Origin of the sequence: Glutamicibacter endophyticus (genome assembly GCF_048457885.1) — a bacterium.
In the GTDB taxonomy this organism is placed as follows: domain Bacteria; phylum Actinomycetota; class Actinomycetes; order Actinomycetales; family Micrococcaceae; genus Glutamicibacter; species Glutamicibacter endophyticus.
Window position 1 is genome coordinate 602,686 of sequence record NZ_CP174200.1, and the last position, 18,985, is coordinate 621,670.

17 protein-coding genes are annotated in these 18,985 nt (G+C 60.4%); 9 read left to right on the forward strand and 8 right to left on the reverse strand.

Annotation, left to right across the window (positions count from 1 at the left end; translation table 11 throughout):
• Positions 1-3: 3 nt before the first annotated feature.
• Together ACJD00_RS02930 and ACJD00_RS02935 are read right to left on the reverse strand one after the other, a co-directional pair.
• Positions 4-669 carry a DUF4194 domain-containing protein gene (locus ACJD00_RS02930; protein WP_418908402.1) on the reverse strand — a complete coding sequence of 222 codons (666 nt, stop codon included), beginning with the start codon at positions 667-669 and terminating at the stop codon, positions 4-6.
• Positions 666-2,123, reverse strand: coding sequence for a DUF3375 domain-containing protein (locus tag ACJD00_RS02935; RefSeq protein WP_418908403.1), 1,458 nt, complete (start codon positions 2,121-2,123; stop codon positions 666-668). The genes ACJD00_RS02930 and ACJD00_RS02935 overlap by 4 nt, the downstream gene beginning before the upstream one ends.
• 293 nt (positions 2,124-2,416) lie before the next feature.
• Between ACJD00_RS02935 and ACJD00_RS02940 the strand changes: the two genes are divergently transcribed.
• A complete protein-coding gene (locus ACJD00_RS02940; RefSeq protein ID WP_418908404.1) occupies positions 2,417-3,685 on the forward strand; it encodes a polysaccharide deacetylase in 1,269 nt (422 codons plus the stop codon).
• A 10-nt stretch (positions 3,686-3,695) separates the two neighbouring features.
• On the opposite strand, the gene ACJD00_RS02945 is transcribed toward ACJD00_RS02940, so the two are convergent.
• Together ACJD00_RS02945 and ACJD00_RS02950 are read right to left on the reverse strand one after the other, a co-directional pair.
• Complete coding sequence (locus tag ACJD00_RS02945) at positions 3,696-7,157, reverse strand: TM0106 family RecB-like putative nuclease (RefSeq protein ID WP_418908405.1); 3,462 nt, start codon at positions 7,155-7,157, stop codon at positions 3,696-3,698.
• An 84-nt stretch (positions 7,158-7,241) separates the two neighbouring features.
• Positions 7,242-7,553: a hypothetical protein gene (locus tag ACJD00_RS02950; protein WP_309408773.1), complete on the reverse strand. Its 312-nt coding sequence runs from the start codon at positions 7,551-7,553 to the stop codon at positions 7,242-7,244.
• Between the two features lie 116 nt (positions 7,554-7,669).
• Between ACJD00_RS02950 and ACJD00_RS02955 the strand changes: the two genes are divergently transcribed.
• Positions 7,670-8,401 carry a M50 family metallopeptidase gene (locus ACJD00_RS02955; protein WP_418908406.1) on the forward strand — a complete coding sequence of 244 codons (732 nt, stop codon included), beginning with the start codon at positions 7,670-7,672 and terminating at the stop codon, positions 8,399-8,401.
• Here the strand turns inward: ACJD00_RS02955 and ACJD00_RS02960 are convergent.
• The gene (locus tag ACJD00_RS02960; RefSeq protein WP_418908407.1) at positions 8,381-9,565 is read right to left on the reverse strand and encodes a YihY/virulence factor BrkB family protein; all 1,185 of its coding nucleotides are present in this window, start codon (positions 9,563-9,565) and stop codon (positions 8,381-8,383) included. The two genes, ACJD00_RS02955 and ACJD00_RS02960, sit on opposite strands and share 21 nt — an antisense overlap.
• A 911-nt stretch (positions 9,566-10,476) precedes the next feature.
• Between ACJD00_RS02960 and ACJD00_RS02965 the strand changes: the two genes are divergently transcribed.
• Entirely contained in the window at positions 10,477-11,208 is a 732-nt protein-coding gene (locus tag ACJD00_RS02965) for a transglycosylase family protein (protein WP_418908408.1), read from the forward strand.
• 53 nt (positions 11,209-11,261) lie between these two features.
• Here ACJD00_RS02965 and ACJD00_RS02970 read toward each other — a convergent pair whose 3' ends face one another.
• Positions 11,262-12,107, reverse strand: coding sequence for a PaaX family transcriptional regulator C-terminal domain-containing protein (locus ACJD00_RS02970; RefSeq protein WP_418908409.1), 846 nt, complete (start codon positions 12,105-12,107; stop codon positions 11,262-11,264).
• Positions 12,094-12,963 carry a tryptophan 2,3-dioxygenase gene (gene kynA, locus ACJD00_RS02975; protein WP_418908410.1) on the reverse strand — a complete coding sequence of 290 codons (870 nt, stop codon included), beginning with the start codon at positions 12,961-12,963 and terminating at the stop codon, positions 12,094-12,096. Before kynA ends, ACJD00_RS02970 begins: the two co-directional genes overlap by 14 nt.
• A gap of 120 nt (positions 12,964-13,083) precedes the next feature.
• Between kynA and ACJD00_RS02980 the strand changes: the two genes are divergently transcribed.
• The 5 genes from ACJD00_RS02980 (at position 13,084) to ACJD00_RS03000 (ending at position 17,650) form a co-directional block, all read left to right on the forward strand.
• On the forward strand, positions 13,084-13,767 hold the full coding sequence (locus ACJD00_RS02980) for a CE1759 family FMN reductase (protein ID WP_418908411.1): 684 nt from the start codon (positions 13,084-13,086) through the stop codon (positions 13,765-13,767).
• 90 nt (positions 13,768-13,857) lie between these two features.
• On the forward strand, positions 13,858-14,070 hold the full coding sequence (locus tag ACJD00_RS02985) for a hypothetical protein (RefSeq protein WP_418908412.1): 213 nt from the start codon (positions 13,858-13,860) through the stop codon (positions 14,068-14,070).
• A 624-nt stretch (positions 14,071-14,694) separates the two neighbouring features.
• Entirely contained in the window at positions 14,695-15,480 is a 786-nt protein-coding gene (gene hpaH / locus ACJD00_RS02990) for a 2-oxo-hept-4-ene-1,7-dioate hydratase (protein WP_418908413.1), read from the forward strand.
• Positions 15,465-16,274, forward strand: a complete 810-nt coding sequence (locus ACJD00_RS02995) for an HpcH/HpaI aldolase family protein (RefSeq protein WP_418908414.1) — start codon at positions 15,465-15,467, stop codon at positions 16,272-16,274. The genes hpaH and ACJD00_RS02995 overlap by 16 nt, the downstream gene beginning before the upstream one ends.
• Positions 16,275-16,351: 77 nt before the next feature.
• Positions 16,352-17,650 (forward strand): DUF6350 family protein, encoded by a 1,299-nt coding sequence (locus ACJD00_RS03000; RefSeq protein WP_418908415.1) that lies wholly within the window; start codon positions 16,352-16,354, stop codon positions 17,648-17,650.
• A 99-nt stretch (positions 17,651-17,749) separates the two neighbouring features.
• On the opposite strand, the gene ACJD00_RS03005 is transcribed toward ACJD00_RS03000, so the two are convergent.
• A complete protein-coding gene (locus ACJD00_RS03005) occupies positions 17,750-18,274 on the reverse strand; it encodes a DinB family protein (RefSeq protein ID WP_418908416.1) in 525 nt (174 codons plus the stop codon).
• Between the two features lie 71 nt (positions 18,275-18,345).
• Between ACJD00_RS03005 and purN the strand changes: the two genes are divergently transcribed.
• On the forward strand, positions 18,346-18,927 hold the full coding sequence (gene purN / locus ACJD00_RS03010; protein WP_418908417.1) for a phosphoribosylglycinamide formyltransferase: 582 nt from the start codon (positions 18,346-18,348) through the stop codon (positions 18,925-18,927).
• The last annotated feature ends 58 nt before the right edge of the window (positions 18,928-18,985 follow it).

Here is an 18,985-nt window from a genome sequence, read left to right on the forward strand (position 1 = left end):
GGGTTACTCCTGCACCAATTCGATGGTTTCTTGCGCGGCAGACTCACCATCTGAGCTCACATCCAGCGTGGCTTCATTGGCGTCGATGGCCGCGATATAGGCGGGAATGTCGGAAATGCTGGCTAACGGCAATGCCATGGCGAGCGCCGGCGAAATCCGGTACTCGTCCGGGATTTCCGTGCCAGTCAGCAGACGCAAGGTCAGCAGACGGCCAATAGCCGCGTCGCAGGACTCGGCGAAGCGCTTGTCGTCCCGGTCCCCGGCCGGTCGATGCTCGGCGAGGATCTCGTGCATTGCACTTCGCGATATGGAGGCGTCGCTGCCGGTACCGGCATGCTGCTCGAGCAATAGTCGTAAACGTAAAGCCAGCAGAGTTTCGTCGCGGCGCAGGGCGCGCCGCGGGGCGATCGGTGCGGTATGCGCGTGATCGATCTCAGCTGGGGTGAGCATCGCGATCTTGCGTTCGGCATCGATCGTCAAGAGCAGAAAAATCTCGCTGACGTAGGCCTCGATGCTTTCGCGCTGATCAAGCAGAAGCTGCCAGCCCGTCGGATCGGTGGCACCATCGAGGTAAGGACCACGCAGAAGTCGCACCAGTAGCTGGCGTAGTGCCAGATCGAACCGGCCGCGGTCGCCTTCGAAGAGGGGGTCGGTGATCGGCTGGTTCATAGCGGCTCCTTCGTGAAACTCAGGGCGGGGACTGCGGCGGTGCGGATGCTGCCATCGATTTGGGTGAACTCGAGGGTCAACATGTGGTGTGTATCGAGCGGCTCGGAGTTGACTCGGCCGATCTCGATCAGCGCTCTGATGCTGTTCACATGGCGATCGCTCGGCGGCAAAGAGTGGAACACCTCATCGAGCCCGACCTGACTACCCCGGTCGGTCAGCCGGTCGGTGATGTGTTGGCGAAGCGCTGGCATGTTGGCCTGCGGGGTGCTTGGGGTGCGCACGATATCTTCGGCACTGAACTCGGGAGCCGCAGCCAACGGTGGTGGCGCCACATGCTCGGAGGGATCGTAGATTCCCAGCCCGGATAATGTCACGAACTGTGGGGCGAATAGGCGTAGGGGAGTGAGGGCACTACGTGGCTTGAGCGCGGTGGACCGAGCTACGGCTGTTTCGGCCTCGCGTACCGCGTGGCGTAGTAACTGCGACTCATGGTAGTCCTCGGATTGGATGAAGGCGTGCAGCGATTCGGAAAGCTTGCCGTAGGACTCATGCACCTCGGCAGCCTGACGGCGCAGTTCACGTAGCAGGTTGGTCAGAATATGGCGTTCGGGTGCCTGCAAGTCATCGACGAAATCGCGTTCGAGAACCTCGGTCACGGCCTCGCGGAAGCGCCGCTGCGCTTCGGGAGAGTTGAGGAATTCGGTGAACCCTTGGAAGGTTTCGCCCTCTGCGGTGGAGCGTAGCTGCTTATCGGCGGCCAATACCTGACCAATGGCGACACCCTTAGCCGTGGAGGCATCGACAATATCCTCACGCAGCGAATGCAGCATTTGCAGAACGCCGTCACGCATCCGCTTAAAGTCGGCCGGCAAGCTTGACGCGAGGTCCAGCACCGAACGCGTGGCCGAGAGCGCGCTGGAACGGGAGAGTACTTCGGTGCCATCGCCACGGCGGAGGGCATCGATCTGTGCTTGGCGGGTCGCGATTTGAGCTTCTAAGGCACGGATTCGCGCTTCGGGATCCGGGTCGGTGTCGTGCGCCAAAGACTCCAGCGACGAGAGCAAGGTGTTGAGCCGTGAGGAGTTCAGATGGGAATCCTCGGTGGAAAAGTCGGCCAAGAAACGCAGCACGCGCAAAGTGTGTGCACTGGGTTCATAGACGAAGTGCCCGTCTCGCAGCGGGCGCGCCAAGATGCTCTGGCGTACCCAGAGCTCGGCGTAATCCGCCGCCGTATAGCTAGTGGCCAGCTGTTCGCCGCTCTCGCGCACGACCTTCAGAAATGAATCCAGCGAGGCGTGGAATATTTCCAAAGCCACCTGCGGCTTGTTCGCGGAGAACTCGGCCTGCATAAAACCCAGGGCCCACGGTTGCGTGGTCAACAACCGGTAGGCCGCGGAATTCCTGAACGATTCGGCTTCTTGCCACAAGCGCTTCGCATGCTGCGAGGGCTGCATACTTTTCCTTTGACTTCCGAGGGCCTAACTTGTCAATTCTAGTTCATCGGCGCACCCGTCTCCGAGCGATCTGCGGGCATCGGGCTGGGAGCTAACGCACAGTACCGGTTTGCCCACGCCACGAAGCTCGCCACTGGCTCCGTGGTGTTTGCGGGCACCACACCTCACGCAAAGTGAATTCATGAAGTGGATTGTCAGTCTTTATTCCTTCACGTGACCACCGAAAATGTGTAGGGTCGACAGCAAGATAGCGATGTGGTGCAAGAAGGCACGAAACAGCGAAGGGGCCTGGGATGCGGAGCTCGCAACTAGTATCGGCATTACTCATTGGCGCTCTAGTGCTCAGTGGCTGTAGCGCTCAGCCGACGAGCGACCCGACCGAATCGTCCTCTGCTTCATCCTCCGGGCCAACCGCCCAAGAAAAAGAGGCTGCCCGGGTTAGCCAGGTGAAGGAAGAGATCAACCGTCTTGCCGATGGTTACGATCTAGACGCAGCCATCAAGCTGGCCGAGAGCGACTCCAACGAGCAGATCACCTCGATGGTTCGGGGCCTGAAAGAGGAAAAAGAAGATCTCGTGGCCTGGAAGTCGCCGCAGAAAATTTCGCATCTGTTCTTCCACTCGCTCGTGGTTGATCCCAAGCGTGCCTTCGATGGCGACGAAGACGCGCAGGGATATAAGGACTACATGGTGACGCAGAAAGAGTTCGAGGCGATATTGGCCGAGCTCTACAAGCGTGACTACGTACTCGTGAACCCGCATGATTTCGCTGGACTCAATAAGAAGGGAAAGATGGCCTACCGGAAGATCAAACTTCCCAAAGGCAAAACCCCACTGGTCATATCGGTCGATGATCTGAGCTATTACGAGTACATGGAGGACGATGGATTCGCCAGTAAGCTCATCATCGATAATGACGGCAAGGTCCGTAACCTCTACGTGGACGGAAAAGGCAAGGAACATGTAGGCGCTTACGACGTCACGACGTTGATTGACGACTTCGTCGCCGAGCATCCAGACTTTTCCTACCGCGGAGCCCGTGGCATCGTGGCGCTGACCGGCTACAACGGTATTTTCGGCTATCGCACCTCGGCCAGTCAGTACAAGGACAGTAAGACGCTGAAGAAAGATCAGCAGACAGCACAGAAGATCGCTGAAGCAATGAAGGACACCGGTTGGGTGTTCGCGTCGCATTCCTGGGGCCACATCGCCACCGGAACCGTAAGCATGGACCGTTTTGACCGTGACCGCAAGCTTTGGCGCAAGGAAGTTCGCCCTCTGATCGGAGACACCGATCAGTTCATTTTCCCCTTCGGCTCGGAACTGGCCGGCGTGGGCACCTATCATTCGGCACGCTATCGTGCACTGGCGAAAGATGGGTTCGACTTTTTCTATGGAGTCGACGGCACCACCACCTCGTGGATGCAGCAGGGTGAGAAGTATCAGCGGCAGATGCGGATCAACATCGACGGATTGCAGTTTGCCAAGCAACGCAAAGGCGACCGGCCCGTGCTGGACGATTTCTTTGATGTCGACAAGGTTATCGACCCAGCACGGAAATAGTCGTTGGACTCTATGAGAGATTGAGGAACGCGCCGAGCTGCTCCAACGCTGGAATGCTGGTGGGCAGGAAGTTTGTCAGATCGGGCGACCGTACGATCACCGCGCGCCATTGACCACGTGAGATGGCAACGTTGATGCGGTTGCGATTGAGCAGAAAGTCGATACCACGGGCCGCATCCTCGGCCGAAGAGCATGCCATGCTCACCAGCACGACCGGTGCTTCCTGCCCTTGGAACTTATCCACTGTGCCGACCTTTACACCGGCTAGGCCATGAGCCTGAAGAGTTTCGCGCAGCAGATTGACCTGCGCGTTGTAGGCTGCCACGACAAGAATGTCCTCTTCCGCTAAAGGTCGGGTCTCCTGCGACTCATCAGCGGCCCAGGCCAGCCCCAGGTGCTCCTGAACCATCTCCACGATGGCCGCGGCTTCTTCGGGGCTACTGGTGGTATTTCCTCGGTGCGGTACCAGGCGTGTCTGCACTCCGGCGCTTGGGCCGCGCAACGTACGGGCAGCAGCGGCCGGAGTGGACCCCAACTGCCGGTCATAGCTCAACGCCGAGACCTTGGAACAGAGCTCGGGATGCATCCGCCACGAATTCGCAAGGAAATAGCCCAGATGTGGTGGAAGCGTGGGATGGCCTGCGGACAGCCACCCCAATGCCGACTCGTCCACCGGTTGTGGGTGAGAGCCCTGAGTGACCTGCGGCAGCTGCTGTGGATCGCCCAAAAGCAGCAGGTTGCGCGCTGCTACGGCCACGGCGAGCGTATTGGCTAAGGAGAATTGCCCTGCCTCATCGATGACTAGCAAGTCCAAGCTGGCGCGGGGCACCGAGGAGCCGGTGAGCGTCCAGGCGGTACCGCCTATCAATCCGCCACCGTCGGCGGCGAGTAATGCCGCCACGTCCTTCTTTGTGCGCGCCTGCCAGGGAACGTTGCGTTCTGCCGGCACCTCCTTGGCGACCAGATCTTGGGGCAATCCGGCGGCGATCGTCTTGATCAGTACGTTTTCGACTACCGCATGAGATTGGGCCACCACCCCGACCTTCCAGCCCTCTAGTACCAATTCCTTGATCACATGCGAGGCGACGAAGGTTTTTCCGGTTCCGGGAGGGCCCTGTACCGCCAGATACGAGTGGTCAAGGTCGCGTACGGCCGTCAGGACCGCTGGATACACCTGCGGTAGTTCATCGACCACCGCAGGGGTCGGAGGCTCACTCAAGGATTTGAATCGCGGAGGAAGCCGGCGCAGGAGATCCAAGGCCGCATTGCGCGGCAGTTCCGGAACCGTCGCGCCGACCGTCTGGGCTATTTCGCTGAGTGCCGCTTCGATGCTTTTGGTGGCGATAGGACTCGGCGGAGTTAATGCCAGCGGAAACGCTCCGTACGTCGGAATCTTCGCGCTACTTTTTTCCTTAACCTCCAAATACCCCTTGCCGATGCTGAGCACGGTGGTGTTAAAGGCGCCGCCGCGTTCGGCGGTCTCGTTCTCCATACCTTCGGGCAGTGGGGAGGCGAACATGGCGAAAAATGCGCTCCCTGGCGCTACCAATGAGCCCTCAGCCAGTGTGCCCCGTAACCGGGTAATGCGTGTGAACGTGCGGGCTCGCTCGGTCTCCTTATGCCAGTCCTCCAGGACTTGAGCACTGCTCACGGTGAAGACTCCGCGCTGCTCGCTCCAGTCGTCCAGCGGGGCGGAGAGCCTATCGAAATGCTCCCACCAATACTGCTTGCGTTCGCGGCGGTGATAGCCGGTGGCGGCCGCCACCATGGCGATAGCGCGCTCATCGTCGCTGAACTGGTGGCTTGCCGGTAAGGCATTCAAATACTCATGTAGCCGCTGTTCTTCTGGGCTTGGTTCGGCTTCGGAATTAGGTAGCGGTTCTTCGATGGCTCGAGGCCCGCGGCAGTTCTCCGGGCCACCGATCAAGTCCAACAGCCAGTCGCGCAGTCGCAGGGTCGACAGGCAGTCGTACTCGTTGTAGTCGGCGATGGAATCCAGGATGTGCTGAGCGCGGATCGAATCGCCGTTGGCCAGCGCATCGCTGTAGTGAGCGTAGGCGACGACCGAGGCCCCGGCATCCGTGACCTCTCCTGACCGCAGGTGCTCACCCATGTAGAGCGGCTCGAGTTTTTTGATGGAGTAGGAACGAGCCGAGACCAGCAAAGATTGGCGTACCGTCTCATAGAGATCGACCAGTAACCCGTCGCGAAGCCACTGGTCGATATCGTCTTCGGCGCTAACATGGATCTGCGAAAGTTTACGCAGAGCCGTTTTTTCATAGGGTGCGTAATGGTAGACGTGCATCTGCGGGAAACGACGTCGTCGTTCGTTGACGTACTCGACGAAGTCTAGGAAAGCCACGCGTTCCTCGGCGCGGTTATGCGCCCAGAAAGGCCGGAACACCGGTTCCCCGGTGTCGTACTCGATCACGCCGAAGAGATATTCCAGACCCCACGAGAGGTCATGAGGGTCCTGATACATTGGGTCGCCCTCGAAGTCGAAGAAGATGTCCCCGGCATCGGGTTGCGGTAGCCGCTTAATGCTCTCCGTGGATTTGAGCTTGTACCGCACCTGGTCAACGGCCCCGTCGTATTCGATGGTGCCCAACTGCATTTGCGCCTGCTCGACATATCGGGCGCGTGAACTGCCAGCGGTGGCAGTGGCCTGGGCGAGCTCGTCAATCGTGAAAATGCCCTCTTTACGCAGGGTCGCACGTTGCGCCAGCGACATACCGGCGACGAGAAGCAGATCGCGGTGTTCCGCAACCTGTTCGGCACAAAAATCGCAGCGCCCGCACACGCGCAGCGAGTCGCCGTCCCAAGGCACCTGGCGATCTGCTTCCCGGTGAGCCCGAACGAGATCTAAGAAGTGGCGACGCTGTGCGTGGAACACCGGAAGAATTTCCGCGATTCGGTGTTCACTCGTGCTGTCATCGCCCAGGACGAGACTGGCCACCGGGTGCACGGCGATCCCCTCGGCCTGCAGCTGGTCTGCGTAGGCGGCGAGTTGTAGTAGCGCAGACACGCGAGCATGTCTGGCCAACTTGGTGTCCCACACCGCCCAGCTGCCGTCGGGTTGGCGCACGAGGAAGTCGGCAAAGCCCACCATGTGCCCATCGAAAAACGTCGCCTGAAAGACCACGTCGGCCCCGGAACGCAGCACCTCCATAGTCGCTTCATGGGCTGCCCGAAGCGCGGACTCGCTCATTTGAGGACGGTCGGCAAATTCCTTGACCCCGGTGGCGGTGGCCGGATCGTATGCGCCGAAGCGTTCGCGCAGCCGAGCAAGCACCCGTTGCTCATGTGCGTCGCCAAGGACCGCAGTGCGCTCGAGCATTTCGTCGGTTGCGAAGTCTGGTTTCGCGCGGCGTCCGAGCTTCACATCCAACAGATAGAGGCACTGGTATTCGCAACCTACGGCTACCGAGATATCACTGGGGGAGTAAATGAAGTTTTGTCCCTGAAAAAACACGGTGACCAGTGCCTCTCATCGAGCCGGAGTGTCAGGAATCAACTTAGCATTGGGAAACGACGGTTTGTCACTGACCAGTGAAGCTTAGTCTTTCTGGCGACGCTTGCCACCAAGCAACAGAGACAAGACAGCGACCGCGCCGGTCACGGCATTGACCGCCGGCCATGCACCCATTTTCTTGGCCAAGGGGTGCGAACCGCCGAAGGCCGCGAGGTAGCAGACGGTGAGCAAGCTAGCTCGCCCGGCGCCGGCGTCCTTCTTCCATATCGCGAACGCTCCGGTTCCGGCCGCGGCAAGCACGGCCCCGCCCAGCGGCCGATTCTTTGTGCTTCGCGCCGTGGCAAAGCCACCGATCAATCCGGTAACGGCTAGTGCGGTCGATGCAATACGGGCCATGGTGACTCCTAAACTCGGGGTGGGAATTATTCTTGCCCTTCATCTTAGGCGCTTGTCCGAAAGCTTCGGCGTGCTCACCTCTGGCGCTCAGCGAGAGCTGGAAAGATGAATGGATTATGGAGGAGTTCTTCACGCACCTGCTTGAACGGTTAGGGCAGATGCCCGCGCAGCCACCGACGGTGCTACAGCTCGTGATCGTCGCAGCCCTAGTGGCGCTGCTGGTGCTTCCGCGTCCGCTATGGCGGGTCACCGGCATGTACTGCACACTGATTCACGAGCTGGGTCACGTTATTTTCGCGCTCTTTACCGGTCGTTTCGTGACGAGCCTGCAATTGGGGTGGGACCACTCCGGTCAGGTGGTGAGCCGGGGCCGACGCGGATGGTCCTCGGCCATTTCTGGTGTTGCTGGGTATCCGGCGCCCTTGTGGTGCGCCGCGGGGCTACTTGCGGCGGCTGCGGCCGGTTATTCCGGGTGGGCACTGTTGGCCTTCGCCTTGCTCTTTTGCGGCGCCTTAGTATTCGTGCGTAATCTTCCGGCCATCCTCGTCTGCGGCAGTAGCGCCGGCGCCGCATTGGCGATTTTGGTTTTCGCGCCGATCCCGTATTTCACCTTTGCTGTGTTGTTCATGGGCGGATTTCTATTGCTCGCAGGGCTACGCGACATGCTGAAGCTTCTCTCGGTCCACCTCTGGCGAAGGCACCATCGTGAACAGTCCGACGCGGTGCTGATAGCACGTTCGACCGGTGGGTACGCGTGGATCTGGTTATGGCTGATCATGATCCTCTGCGCCTGTGGAGCGTGGGTCGCGGTGCTAGGTGTATTGCACCTAGTCGCGCTCGCCGGGTGAGTGCTTCCGAGAAGTGTGTTTGGCCCGCGACCACCGGGTGAACCCCCAACCGGCAGCCAGGGCCACGGCAACCGGTAACCAGCGTGTTTTACGTTTGCCTGAGTTGCGCGGCTCTTCCCAAGACAGTCGCATCAGCGGATCTCCGCCGTGCTCGACCATGATGTTCTGAGCGTTCGCGTTGTCCTTGTGCTCACCGAACTCCTGCTTGCGAATTTGCGTGTCGTCACGCACCGGTAGTTGGAGGTGTTCGGCGGCCGGAATACCGGCACGTAGCTGACGTAACCGGGCGAATTCGATGTCGACCATGGCCCCGTAAAGCAGTGCGATATTACTGATCCACCCGGCCAAGACGAGGACGATGACACCACCGATGGCCCCATAAGTGGCCGAGTAGCTGGCAAAGCGGGTGAGGTAAAAACCGAATCCGAGTACCGCTAAGACCAAGGTGGTCAGCGCGGTCAGCGTACCGGGGGAGAACCAGCGGAAGCGCTCGCGTTTCACATTCGGGGTCAGATAGTACAACAACGCCAAAATCAGCAGGAACATCACGAGCATGATTGGCGGCTTCGCCCAGTTCCACAGGGTCACGAAGTTATCGCCCAAGCCAATAAGGCTCCCCAACCCGCGTGCGATCGAACCCGAGGTTACCAGGAACACCAGCGAGATGACCGCGACGAGCATCATCATGAGCGTGATCATGAACATCTGAGGCCGGCGCTTCCACGAGGGGCGACCTTCTTGTACTCCGTACATGCGGTTCATGGCCCGGGAGAAAGCTTGGACGTACCCCGAGGTACTCCAGATGGCACCGAGCGAACCGATCAGGATAGCGATCGTGGTGCCGCTGGCCTCGGAGGCAAGCCCGTCCAGTAGCTGCCGGGCGGTGTCGAGCAATTGCTGCGCATCGCCCTGCAACGGTTCACCATTCGGTGACATGGATCGTTCAAGCAGGTCCATGATCCACTGCGAGCCGCCTTCGCTGGCCCCCGCGAGCGACAGCAAGGAAATCATCGCCAGTAAGCCGGGGAACATGGCAAGCACCAAGAAGTAGGAGAGCGCGGCGGCGGCATCTAGCCCACCAACGCGCAGGAATTCACGTAGCGCCCGCGGAAAACAATCCAGTGATTCGCGGAGTTTTTGGTGCTTCGCTTGCCTGCTGTCCATCGCTACCTCCTCGTTAGCCCGCCGGGCACCCATGATGGTGTCCTGTGCAACACCTTAGCGAAGGGCACCGCATCTATGGGGGACGACGTGGGAAAACTCTGGCTAGACGGCTATCTTTTTGCCGAAGAATGTCGAGACTTGGTCGGCAGGAATCAGTGGGTGACCATCTTGGCTTCAGGGGGTATCACTTTGAAGCGGTAGGTCCCTAGCTGGCTGGAGCGCACAGTCGCACCCCCGGGGTGGCTCGTCTAGAAGCTACAACGGATCATGAGTCCCACCGGGGCTTGTCGGGCGGGACCGAAGCATGACCGGTTTCGGGGAGTAGGTGGCTCCTAGGAATCCACCGGCCCGCTGATGGCGAGAAGGATGAGCCTGGGTACCAGATAGGCAGGTGCGCGAAGTTTTCAGCTCGTTTCTTGACAGGTGCAAGAGCGCACCTGTCGGTCGGGCCCCGAGACCCCGCCGCAAGGGGCCGGGGGCGGCGAAGCGCTCGCCTTAGCGGTTCAGTAACCGATGCAAAATCTCCCATGAATTACCCAGTGAGAGCCGAGGGGTTTGCGATATATACCACATAAATTACATGGGGTGCGAGTTTTGTTCAATAACGTTTCGATAGCGCTGAAGGCCCAGAAAATGCCCTTTCGAGGGGTCTGCAGAAAAATTTTTTAAGCCGTATTGACCTGTAATTTAGGGGTTTCTGGAGGTTTCCTGAGTTGCAAGGTGCCCGCAACGTCCCGTTATCGTGGTTTGTAACGTTTCGATAACACTCGCAGTGTTATTGGGGAAACAAGCGTCGGACGGTCTTCACATCGCCTGCCGAGACGGCGCTTCATCGAAGTCGAAATGCGACGCCGGGCGATGCACCACGAAGGTCTGGGAAGACCTGAGTGTCGAAGGGCCACTGGAGAGCTATGATCCAGCAGAAGACCAAGAAGATTGTTCGCCGCGGTTCGGCTACCCTGGCCGCCGTCGCCGTGGCAGGTGGCGCCCTCGTAGCCACCACCGCACCAGCCAACGCTGCCGGCACCTGGGACGCACTGGCAAAGTGCGAGTCCAGCGGCAACTGGAGCATCAACACCGGAAACGGCTACTACGGTGGCCTGCAGTTCTCGCTGTCGACCTGGCGCGCCTTCGGCGGCTCGGGTATGCCGCACCAGGCGTCCAAGGCCGAGCAGATCCGCATTGCCACCAAGGTTCAGGCATCTCAGGGCTGGGGCGCATGGCCTGCCTGCTCCGCCAAGCTGGGACTCAGCGGCAAGCCGACCGGTAGCGTGACCCCGCAGGAAACCTCGGTTAAGAAGGCCGCTCCGACCAAGCAGAGCACTTCTAAGTCCACTACCAAGAGCGTGGCACCGAACAGCACCGCCAAGAAGCAGACCGTGCAGCCGAAGTCCGTTCAGCGCACCACCGTGAAGAAGAGCACCGGCAAGCGCGTCGCCCAGGCACCGCAGCAGAAGGTGTACAACGTGAAGGTGAGCGATTCGGGTAAGGACTACACCGTCAAGAGCGGTGACACCCTGTTCACCATCTCGCAGAAGCTGGGCTTGGATTCCTGGCAGGCCCTGTTCGTCCTGAATCAGGACGTTGTGGCCAACGCCGACCTGATCTACGTCGGTCAGACCCTGGATATTCCTGCCAAGTAGGGATTCCGTCAACCGCCCCGCGCCGCCTAAAGCGGCGCGGGGCGGTTGCTCGTTTAATCCACCGCCGAGAGCACACTGTGCGCAAAGTCGTCGGCCCCGGGGCGCAATTTCTGCATGCGTTCCATAAACAGCAGGCGGCTCTCGGTTCCCGGCCATCCCGCGGGCAGCATCTGCGGAGGCAACCCTGGATCCAAGTAAGGAATGGCCCGCCATGAATCGATGAGCCGGACGAAGGAGGCGTAGTCCTCACGGGGGACACCACTGACCGGTAGATCTTCAGCGTTCGCGATGAACTGCTGATGCCGTGTGGCAAGATCCGTCAGATTCCACCAACTCTCCGCCGACTGCTGGGCCGAGATCGGATACTGGGGGTTCTGACCGGTAAATAGGGTCGCGTTATTGCGTAGCTGGAGTGCCTCGAGTACCTCACTGACTTCGCCGTGCAGATATTCGGGAAAAATCCACAGTCCGGCATTGACCAGTCCACCGCCGAGGTTCAATAGGTGGCGGCGTAACTGGTGTCGGGCGGCGCGCTGTGATTCAGGTACTGAAAAACTCAGCAGGAGCCACGAGTCCGCGTCGGCCATTTGACGGGGAGTGAAAATGCGTCGGTCCCCGCGTGCGAACATGGCTCGCGCCGCCTCCGTGACCTCGATCTTCGATGTGGTCCCAGTAGCGGCTAAGAGACCTCGTTCGCAGAGGCGAGTGATCGCAGTCTGCGCGGTGCCCACCGAAACATTGGCCGCGGAGAGTAACTTAAGAACGGTTGCTCGCGCGACGGGAGCTGGATGATGCCGAAGGTATAGCCCGCCGATCGTGCGCAATAACGAGGTGGCGCTGCCGATGCGCACCTCGAAGTCGTCGAGGGCGAATGCCGCGAGAGGTTTACGAGACTCCAATTTCCGTCCGCACCGCAAAAAGCTCGGGGAAGAACGTCAGATCCAGGGCGCGCTTGAGGAAGTTGACGCCGGAGGAGCCCCCGGTGCCGGTCCTGAAGCCAATGGTGCGCTGCACGACCCGTAGGTGGCGGAAGCGCCAAGCTTGGAAATTGTCCTCCACATCCACCAGATCCTCGCACGCCTGATACAGGCTCCAGGCGGTGTCTTCGGACTCGTAGATGTCCTTGAATACCGGGACGAGCTCCTCGGTGAAATTCCACGGCTGGGTTACATCGCGAGTCAGCACCGAGTCTGGGATGGCGTACCCGGCCCGATGTAACGCGGCAAGGAAAACGTCATAGAGCGACGGCTCATGCAGGAGCTTCTCGAGCATTTCGTGGGCCTTGGGATCGGACTCGTGAACCTTAAGCATGCCGGCATGCTTATTGCCCAGAATGAATTCCACTGCGCGGTACTGATACGACTGAAAGCCCGAAGAGGACCCTAGGAAGCCGCGGAACTGTGCGTACTCCCGCGGGGTCAGCGTGGCTAGAACAGACCATTGCTCCGTGAGGGTCTTCTGAATGTGTTTCACGCGGGCAAGGCACTTGAGTGCCTTGCCGAGTTCATCGACCGTTATGAGTCGTCGAGCTTCGACGAGTTCGTGCAACATCAGCTTCAGCCACAGCTCACTGGTTTGATGCTGAATGATGAATAGCATTTCATCGTGGTGCTCCGGCTGGCTGACCGGGTGCTGGGCCGAGAGCACGCGCTCAAGATCCAAGTAGCTGCCGTAGGACATCGTGTTGTGGAAGTCGGTGCGCACTCCTTCTTCGATGTCGCGCTGGTTGGAACTCATGGGGCATTGCGAGGTCATGCGCCGATGGTATCAAAATCAGAACGAGCGTCACAATAGTGAAACTGCTAGATGGGAATATCGCGTGGCGTCCCTGCGTTATTACATGCAAACGCATATAACTAAGGAAAGGTGGATACGATGAGCGCCTCGATTGTCGTTATTTCCGGTGGCCTAGGCACCCCTTCAAGCTCCTCGCTACTTGGCGGACAGCTTGGACGGTCGGTCAACGAGCAACTGGCCAGTTCCGGGCTAGAAGCTGATGTTCAGCTCGTCGAGCTGCGCGAGTATGCCGCGGACATCACTAACAACATGCTCACCGGTTTCGCGGCACCCGCATTGCAGCAGGTGATCGATGCGGTGGCGGCAGCGGATGTGTTGGTAGCGGTATCACCGGTGTTCACCGCATCCGTTTCGGGCCTGTTTAAGTCCTTCCTCGACATTCTCGATCCCAAGACCTTGGAGTCAAAAATCGTGATACTCGCAGCCACCGCGGGGACCCAGCGGCACCAATTGGTCATCGACTACGCCATGCGGCCCATCTTCGGCTACTTGCGTGCGCAAGTCATGCCCACCACGGTATTCGCCGCTTCCGAGGATTTCGCGGGACAAGGCCTGAGCGGCACCCTTGAGCAACGAGTGCAGCGTGCAGCGCGCGAGGCTGCGTTGGCTCTGGGGGCCACTGCGCCGCAGCTGGGCGCCAAACAGGATCTGGGGGACACACGCTCGATCACGCCAAGCGTCAGCGAATTCGCCGATCCCAACGACTCGATGTCATCGCTACCCTTCGAGGCTTTGCTCGCCAGCGTCCAAGCCGGACGCTAACCGGTACTCGGCCCCTCGCGTAGCATCGAGCACTGTCGTTAGGGTGGAAAGCAGGAGACGGAGCCAGAATGAATCGAAAGAGCTGCCAACATGGAAGCAGATCTTGAGCCAACGAAGCGATATGGAACATCCACTGCGGCGCTGGTCGTGCGTATCCTCGCCGGTGCACTCACCCTTGCCGCGGGCATTGTCTGGTTCACGGGAGCCAGCACCCCCTGGTGGTGGGGTGTGCTCTTGTTGGCTTCGGGCGCGGTGGTACTCGGGGACGCGGTGCTTGCGTGGCGCGCACGCAGTAGGCGGTAGGCCGCCGCGGTTCGTCTTCTGCCAGGAATTTCGCCGGGTGGAACCCGAGGAGCGAAGGGGCTGAGCCGCCGCGCTGGGCTAGCTCATGAAATTCACGCTCATCGTTACGACCCCGGAGACCCCGAAATATAGGCCAATGAGCATTAGGGTCCGAAACTTTCTGGTGGTCTCGCTATCGCTATTGGGTTGAGTCTTCGCGATACGAGAAGCGAAAAGGCAGAGGCCGCTGAAAATAAGCATGCATAAGATTCCGAGAGCTAGCGTGGGAGTCATGAGGTCGGGGCCTTTGGGGTGATGATGGCGTGTATTGCGGAGCGGGTCGTTTCCGTACCTCGGCCGTTGGGCCGGCACTGTATCGCCGGGTAGGCGACCAATAAGGTTGTCTTTTTGTCTTTAAATACGCTAGTCAGTAACCAAAGATCTGCACATCGTACTTTGGGATGATTTTTGCGATGCTCACCTATCGTCTAGGGATGATCTTCCCGGAGCAGCGGCACCGCTCGCGGCCGACGGGCGAAATCTAAGTACGATGTGCCAGCCCTGCCACCGCTCGATACCATGGGCGATGTGAGCCAAGGCATGAATCGGCTCGCGCCACAGTGCCATGCGTGCGAAAGGTGAACCATGCTGCCCGAGGAAACAATCACGGCGATCGCCGACGAATTGGTCGCGGCCGGGGAGACTCGAACCCCGGTACCGTTGCTGACCGCCCGATACCCAGAGATGACGGTGGAAGATTCCTACCGTGTCCAGAATCTGTGGCGCCAGCGCAGTGAAGCCAAAGGCCGTGTTCTGGCCGGGCGAAAAATCGGGCTCACCTCACGCGCCATGCAGATGGCCACGGGCATCACCGAACCCGACTACGGAATCATCTTCGATGACATGGTGCTCGAAACGGGGTGCACGGTGCCTTGGGACCAATACACGCACCCACGCATTGAGATGGAGCTGGCGTTCAAGCTCAAAAAGGATGTCAGCGGACCCAACGCGACAATTTTCGATGTGCTGGACGCGACAGACTACGTGATCCCGGCCCTTGAAATCCTCGATTCCCGCATTGAAATGCAGGGCCGCACGATCGTCGACACGATCAGCGACAACGCCGCCATGGGCGCGATGGTGATCGGCGGCAATCCGGTGCGCCCCGAAGCGGTCGACCTGCGCTGGGTCGCCGGCATCCTCTACAAGAACCAGACGGTGGAAGAGACCGGCGTAGCCGCCGGTGTGCTGAACCATCCGGCCTCGGGTGTGTACTGGCTGGCCAACAAGATCGCTCCGCATGGAGATAAACTCTCGGCCGGCGAGCTGATCCTCGCGGGCTCCTTCACCCGCCCAATGTGGGTGGATAAGGGCGATACCGTCATGGCCGACTATGGAGCATTGGGGACGGTGACATGCCAGTTCGTGTAGCCGCCGACCGCTCGTTCAAAGATGTGCTGGCCTCCAGCGACCGCCCGCTGGCCGGTGTATGGGTATGCTCCGCCTCGACGGTCAACGCCGAAATCTGTGCCGGGGCAGGGTTTGACTGGATTTTCCTCGACGGCGAGCACTCGCCCAATGATCTCGGAAGCCTGCTGACCCAATTGCAGGCCGTGGGTGGTTACCCCACGGTGCCCGTGGTACGTCCTCCGGTCAACGATCCGGTGATTATCAAGCAGTATCTGGATCTGGGCGCCCAGTCACTGATCATCCCGATGGTGCATACCGCTGAAGACGCCGAACAGGCGGTGGCTTCCTGCCACTACCCACCACGCGGGGTCCGCGGGGTTGGCTCGGCCCTTGCCCGCTCTGCTCGCTGGAACCGCATCGACGGCTACCTGCAACGGGCCGGCGATACCATCACCGTGATCGTGCAAATCGAATCCGAGCAGGCCGTGGATAACGTCGAGGCGATCCTCGCTACCGACGACCTCGATGGGGTGTTCATTGGGCCTTCGGATCTGGCCGCCACCATGGGCCTCATTGGACAGCAAGGGCACCCGCAGGTGGTGGAGGCTGTCCTGAAGGTGATCGCCGCAGCCCGCGCGGCTGGTAAGTACGTGGGCGTCAATGCTTTCGACCCTGCCAGCGCCCAGCGCTATATCGAGGCCGGAGCGCAGTTCGTGGGAGTTGGCGCCGACGTTGCGTTGCTCGCCCGGGCCAGTGAACAGCTCGCCGAACGGTATCGCGGTGAGTCCGACGCTCCCATTACCTCCAGCTACTAGCCGATGACAAGTACGGCCCAGCGACCCTTGCGCGTCGCTGGGCCGTACTTGTCATGCGCAGTGGGATTATTGAAGGGATGAGCCGCGAAAAGAAACCCATGAAAGCCGTCATGTTGCGCCTGCGCAATGGTTGGCCGATGCCCCTGGCGCTGCAGGGTGCCTTCGAGATCCTGCAGTCGGTCGTATTCTGCCTGGCCATCTTCGTCGTCCCGTTGATCGCCGTATATTTCTCCGGCGGCTTCCTCGAGGAGTCCTTCAACGTCATCCTGCAGTTCGGCGGCCAGTTATGGTTGCATGCGCACGGTGTTCCCGTTGAAGTGCTCAGCCTGGGCGAGGGGCAAGGCAGCGGATGGATCACGTTGGTTCCGCTCGGACTGAGCCTCTTGCCGCTGATGTTTTGTTGGCGTGCCGGGCGCCGCATCGCACGTGCCTCCTACACCGATCAACTGTGGCAAGGACTGGCCGGTGCGTTGCTGACCTATGCCCTGCTGGGGTTGGCCGCCGGGTACCTCTGCACGAATCAGTACGCACGGGTGAATGTGGTGGCAGCGGCGCTGATCCCCATGGCGATTGCCTGCGCGGGCCTGATTATTGGCGCCCGGCGCGAAGCCGGCTCTTGGGGGCGGCTGATCGGTGTGGATACGGCCAGCTACCTGCAGAGCATTTCGCCGCATCGGCGGTGGGCCGGATCCTATGTATGGCACGTGATTGTTGCTGGTTTCCTCGGTTATGTGGCGGCCGTGGGCATTGCCGGCGTGCTGGTATCGGTATCCGTGGGCACGCACTGGGCGGATGTAGCCAACGTCTATCAGGATCTGCGCCCCGGCCCGTTGGGGTCCTTTGCGCTGACCCTCTTGCAGTTGGGCTTTATCCCGAACGCGGTCTTTTGGGCGCTGTCGTGGATTTCCGGCGGAGGATTCAGCCTCGGCGTGGGTAGCACTCTTTCCACCCTTGAAACCACGGTGGGGCCGCTGCCTTCCCTACCGTTAATGGCTGCGCTTCCTTCTGGCTCCAGCAGCTACAACTGGCTGTTCCTGCTCCTGCCAGTGGTGGCCGGCATTGTCGCCGGGTGGTACTTCCTCCGCGTGGGCGAGAACCACCTCGAAGATTGGTTCGCGCGAAGGATTCCCTACGCGGCACTTTCGTTGGGTGTATCGACCGTTTGTCTCTCGGTGTTTACTGGCCTTGTTACCGGCCTATTTAGCCTTCTTGGTTCCCTGCTGGCCTCCGGGTCGCTGGCCATTGGCCGGCTGACCGAAATCGGGCCACATCTGTGGATCACGGCCGGGGCGTTGGCCTTGCAGATCGGTGTGGGCACCGCCATCGGCTATCTGATCGCCCCGCTCTTTGAAACCGACCCGGTGCTCGAAGGTTAGCCAGGGCCGGTTATATTCACGCGCCACTCGTGGTGAGTAACCGGCACCGGGTAGCGGTGACTGGCTGCCGCCAAGCGCTTCGCTCGTGCTGCAGTTGGCTCAGTCCGCCTGCACATCCCAGAGGTGATGGAGCACGTCATGCCAGGCATATTGAGTCAGGCTCAGCACCGTGAAGGCCGCGCCGTTTGAGCGAAGGCCACGGCGCGTCAGGTCGGCTTCGGGTATTTGGGCCAGTGCGGCGCAGTAGCGCTCGCTCGCGGCCCGCAGTGCCTCTCGCACGGCCTCGCGACCCAGCGCGTTATAGTCGCCGTCCTGCGCGGCTCGATCTTGGTCCCAGTCGGGAAAAGTCGGGGCGTCCATGGTGCGCATCATGGTCAGCCGCTCGATCATCACCGGTAGCATCTGTGCCACGTGCATGACATATTCTTGATCGCTCCATCGGGCGGGGTCGGTGCGTTCGGCGGCAGCCGGCCGCTCAAGTACCACTAAGAGCCGTTCAACCGCCTGCGGCAAGTGCTCGATGACGTCATCGAGGGTTGTCGCGCGCACATCCTGACCGCACTGGGTGCAGGGCTCGCGCAGGACAACCGTCCAGTCTTTGGTATCGGGAACGATCTGGCTCATATGTGCTTCCTTCACGGAGACCGAGGGTTCAGGGCCAGTCTATGCCCGTGGTCAACCGTAGAATGGTAGCTATGCGCATAGTAGTTCTGGTTTCCGGCACGGGTTCGAATCTTCAAGCGGTTATCGACGCCGTGCAAGCGGGAGAGCTACGCAATGTCGACATTGCGGCCGTTGGCGCCGATAAAGAAGGCACCTACGGGGTGCAACGCTCGGCCGAGGCCGGGATCGAAACCTTCGTCGTGAACTTCAAGGATTACGCCGATCGTGCCGAGTGGAACCATGCGCTGACGCAAAAGTGCCTGTCCTACGCGCCGGACTACGTGATCTCCTCCGGGTTCATGCGCATTGTCGGCGAAGAGTTCATCAACGCCTTCGACGGCACCTACATCAACACCCATCCGGCCCTGCTGCCTTCCTTCCCCGGGGCTCACGGGGTGCGAGACGCTCTAGCCTACGGGGTGAAGATGACCGGGTGCACCGTGCATATTGCCGACGCCGGGGTGGATACCGGACCGATCTTGCGCCAGGAGGCGGTGGAGATCCTGCCCGACGACACCGAACAGTCGCTGCACGAACGCATTAAGGTCGTGGAGCGCCGCCTGCTGATTGCGACCCTGCAGGACCTGGCCAACGAGACCGAAGCCGCCCATTAAGCTAAAAACCTGGGGTGCCCCCGAGCTTGGCTCGGGGGCACCCCAGGTTAAGCCAGCG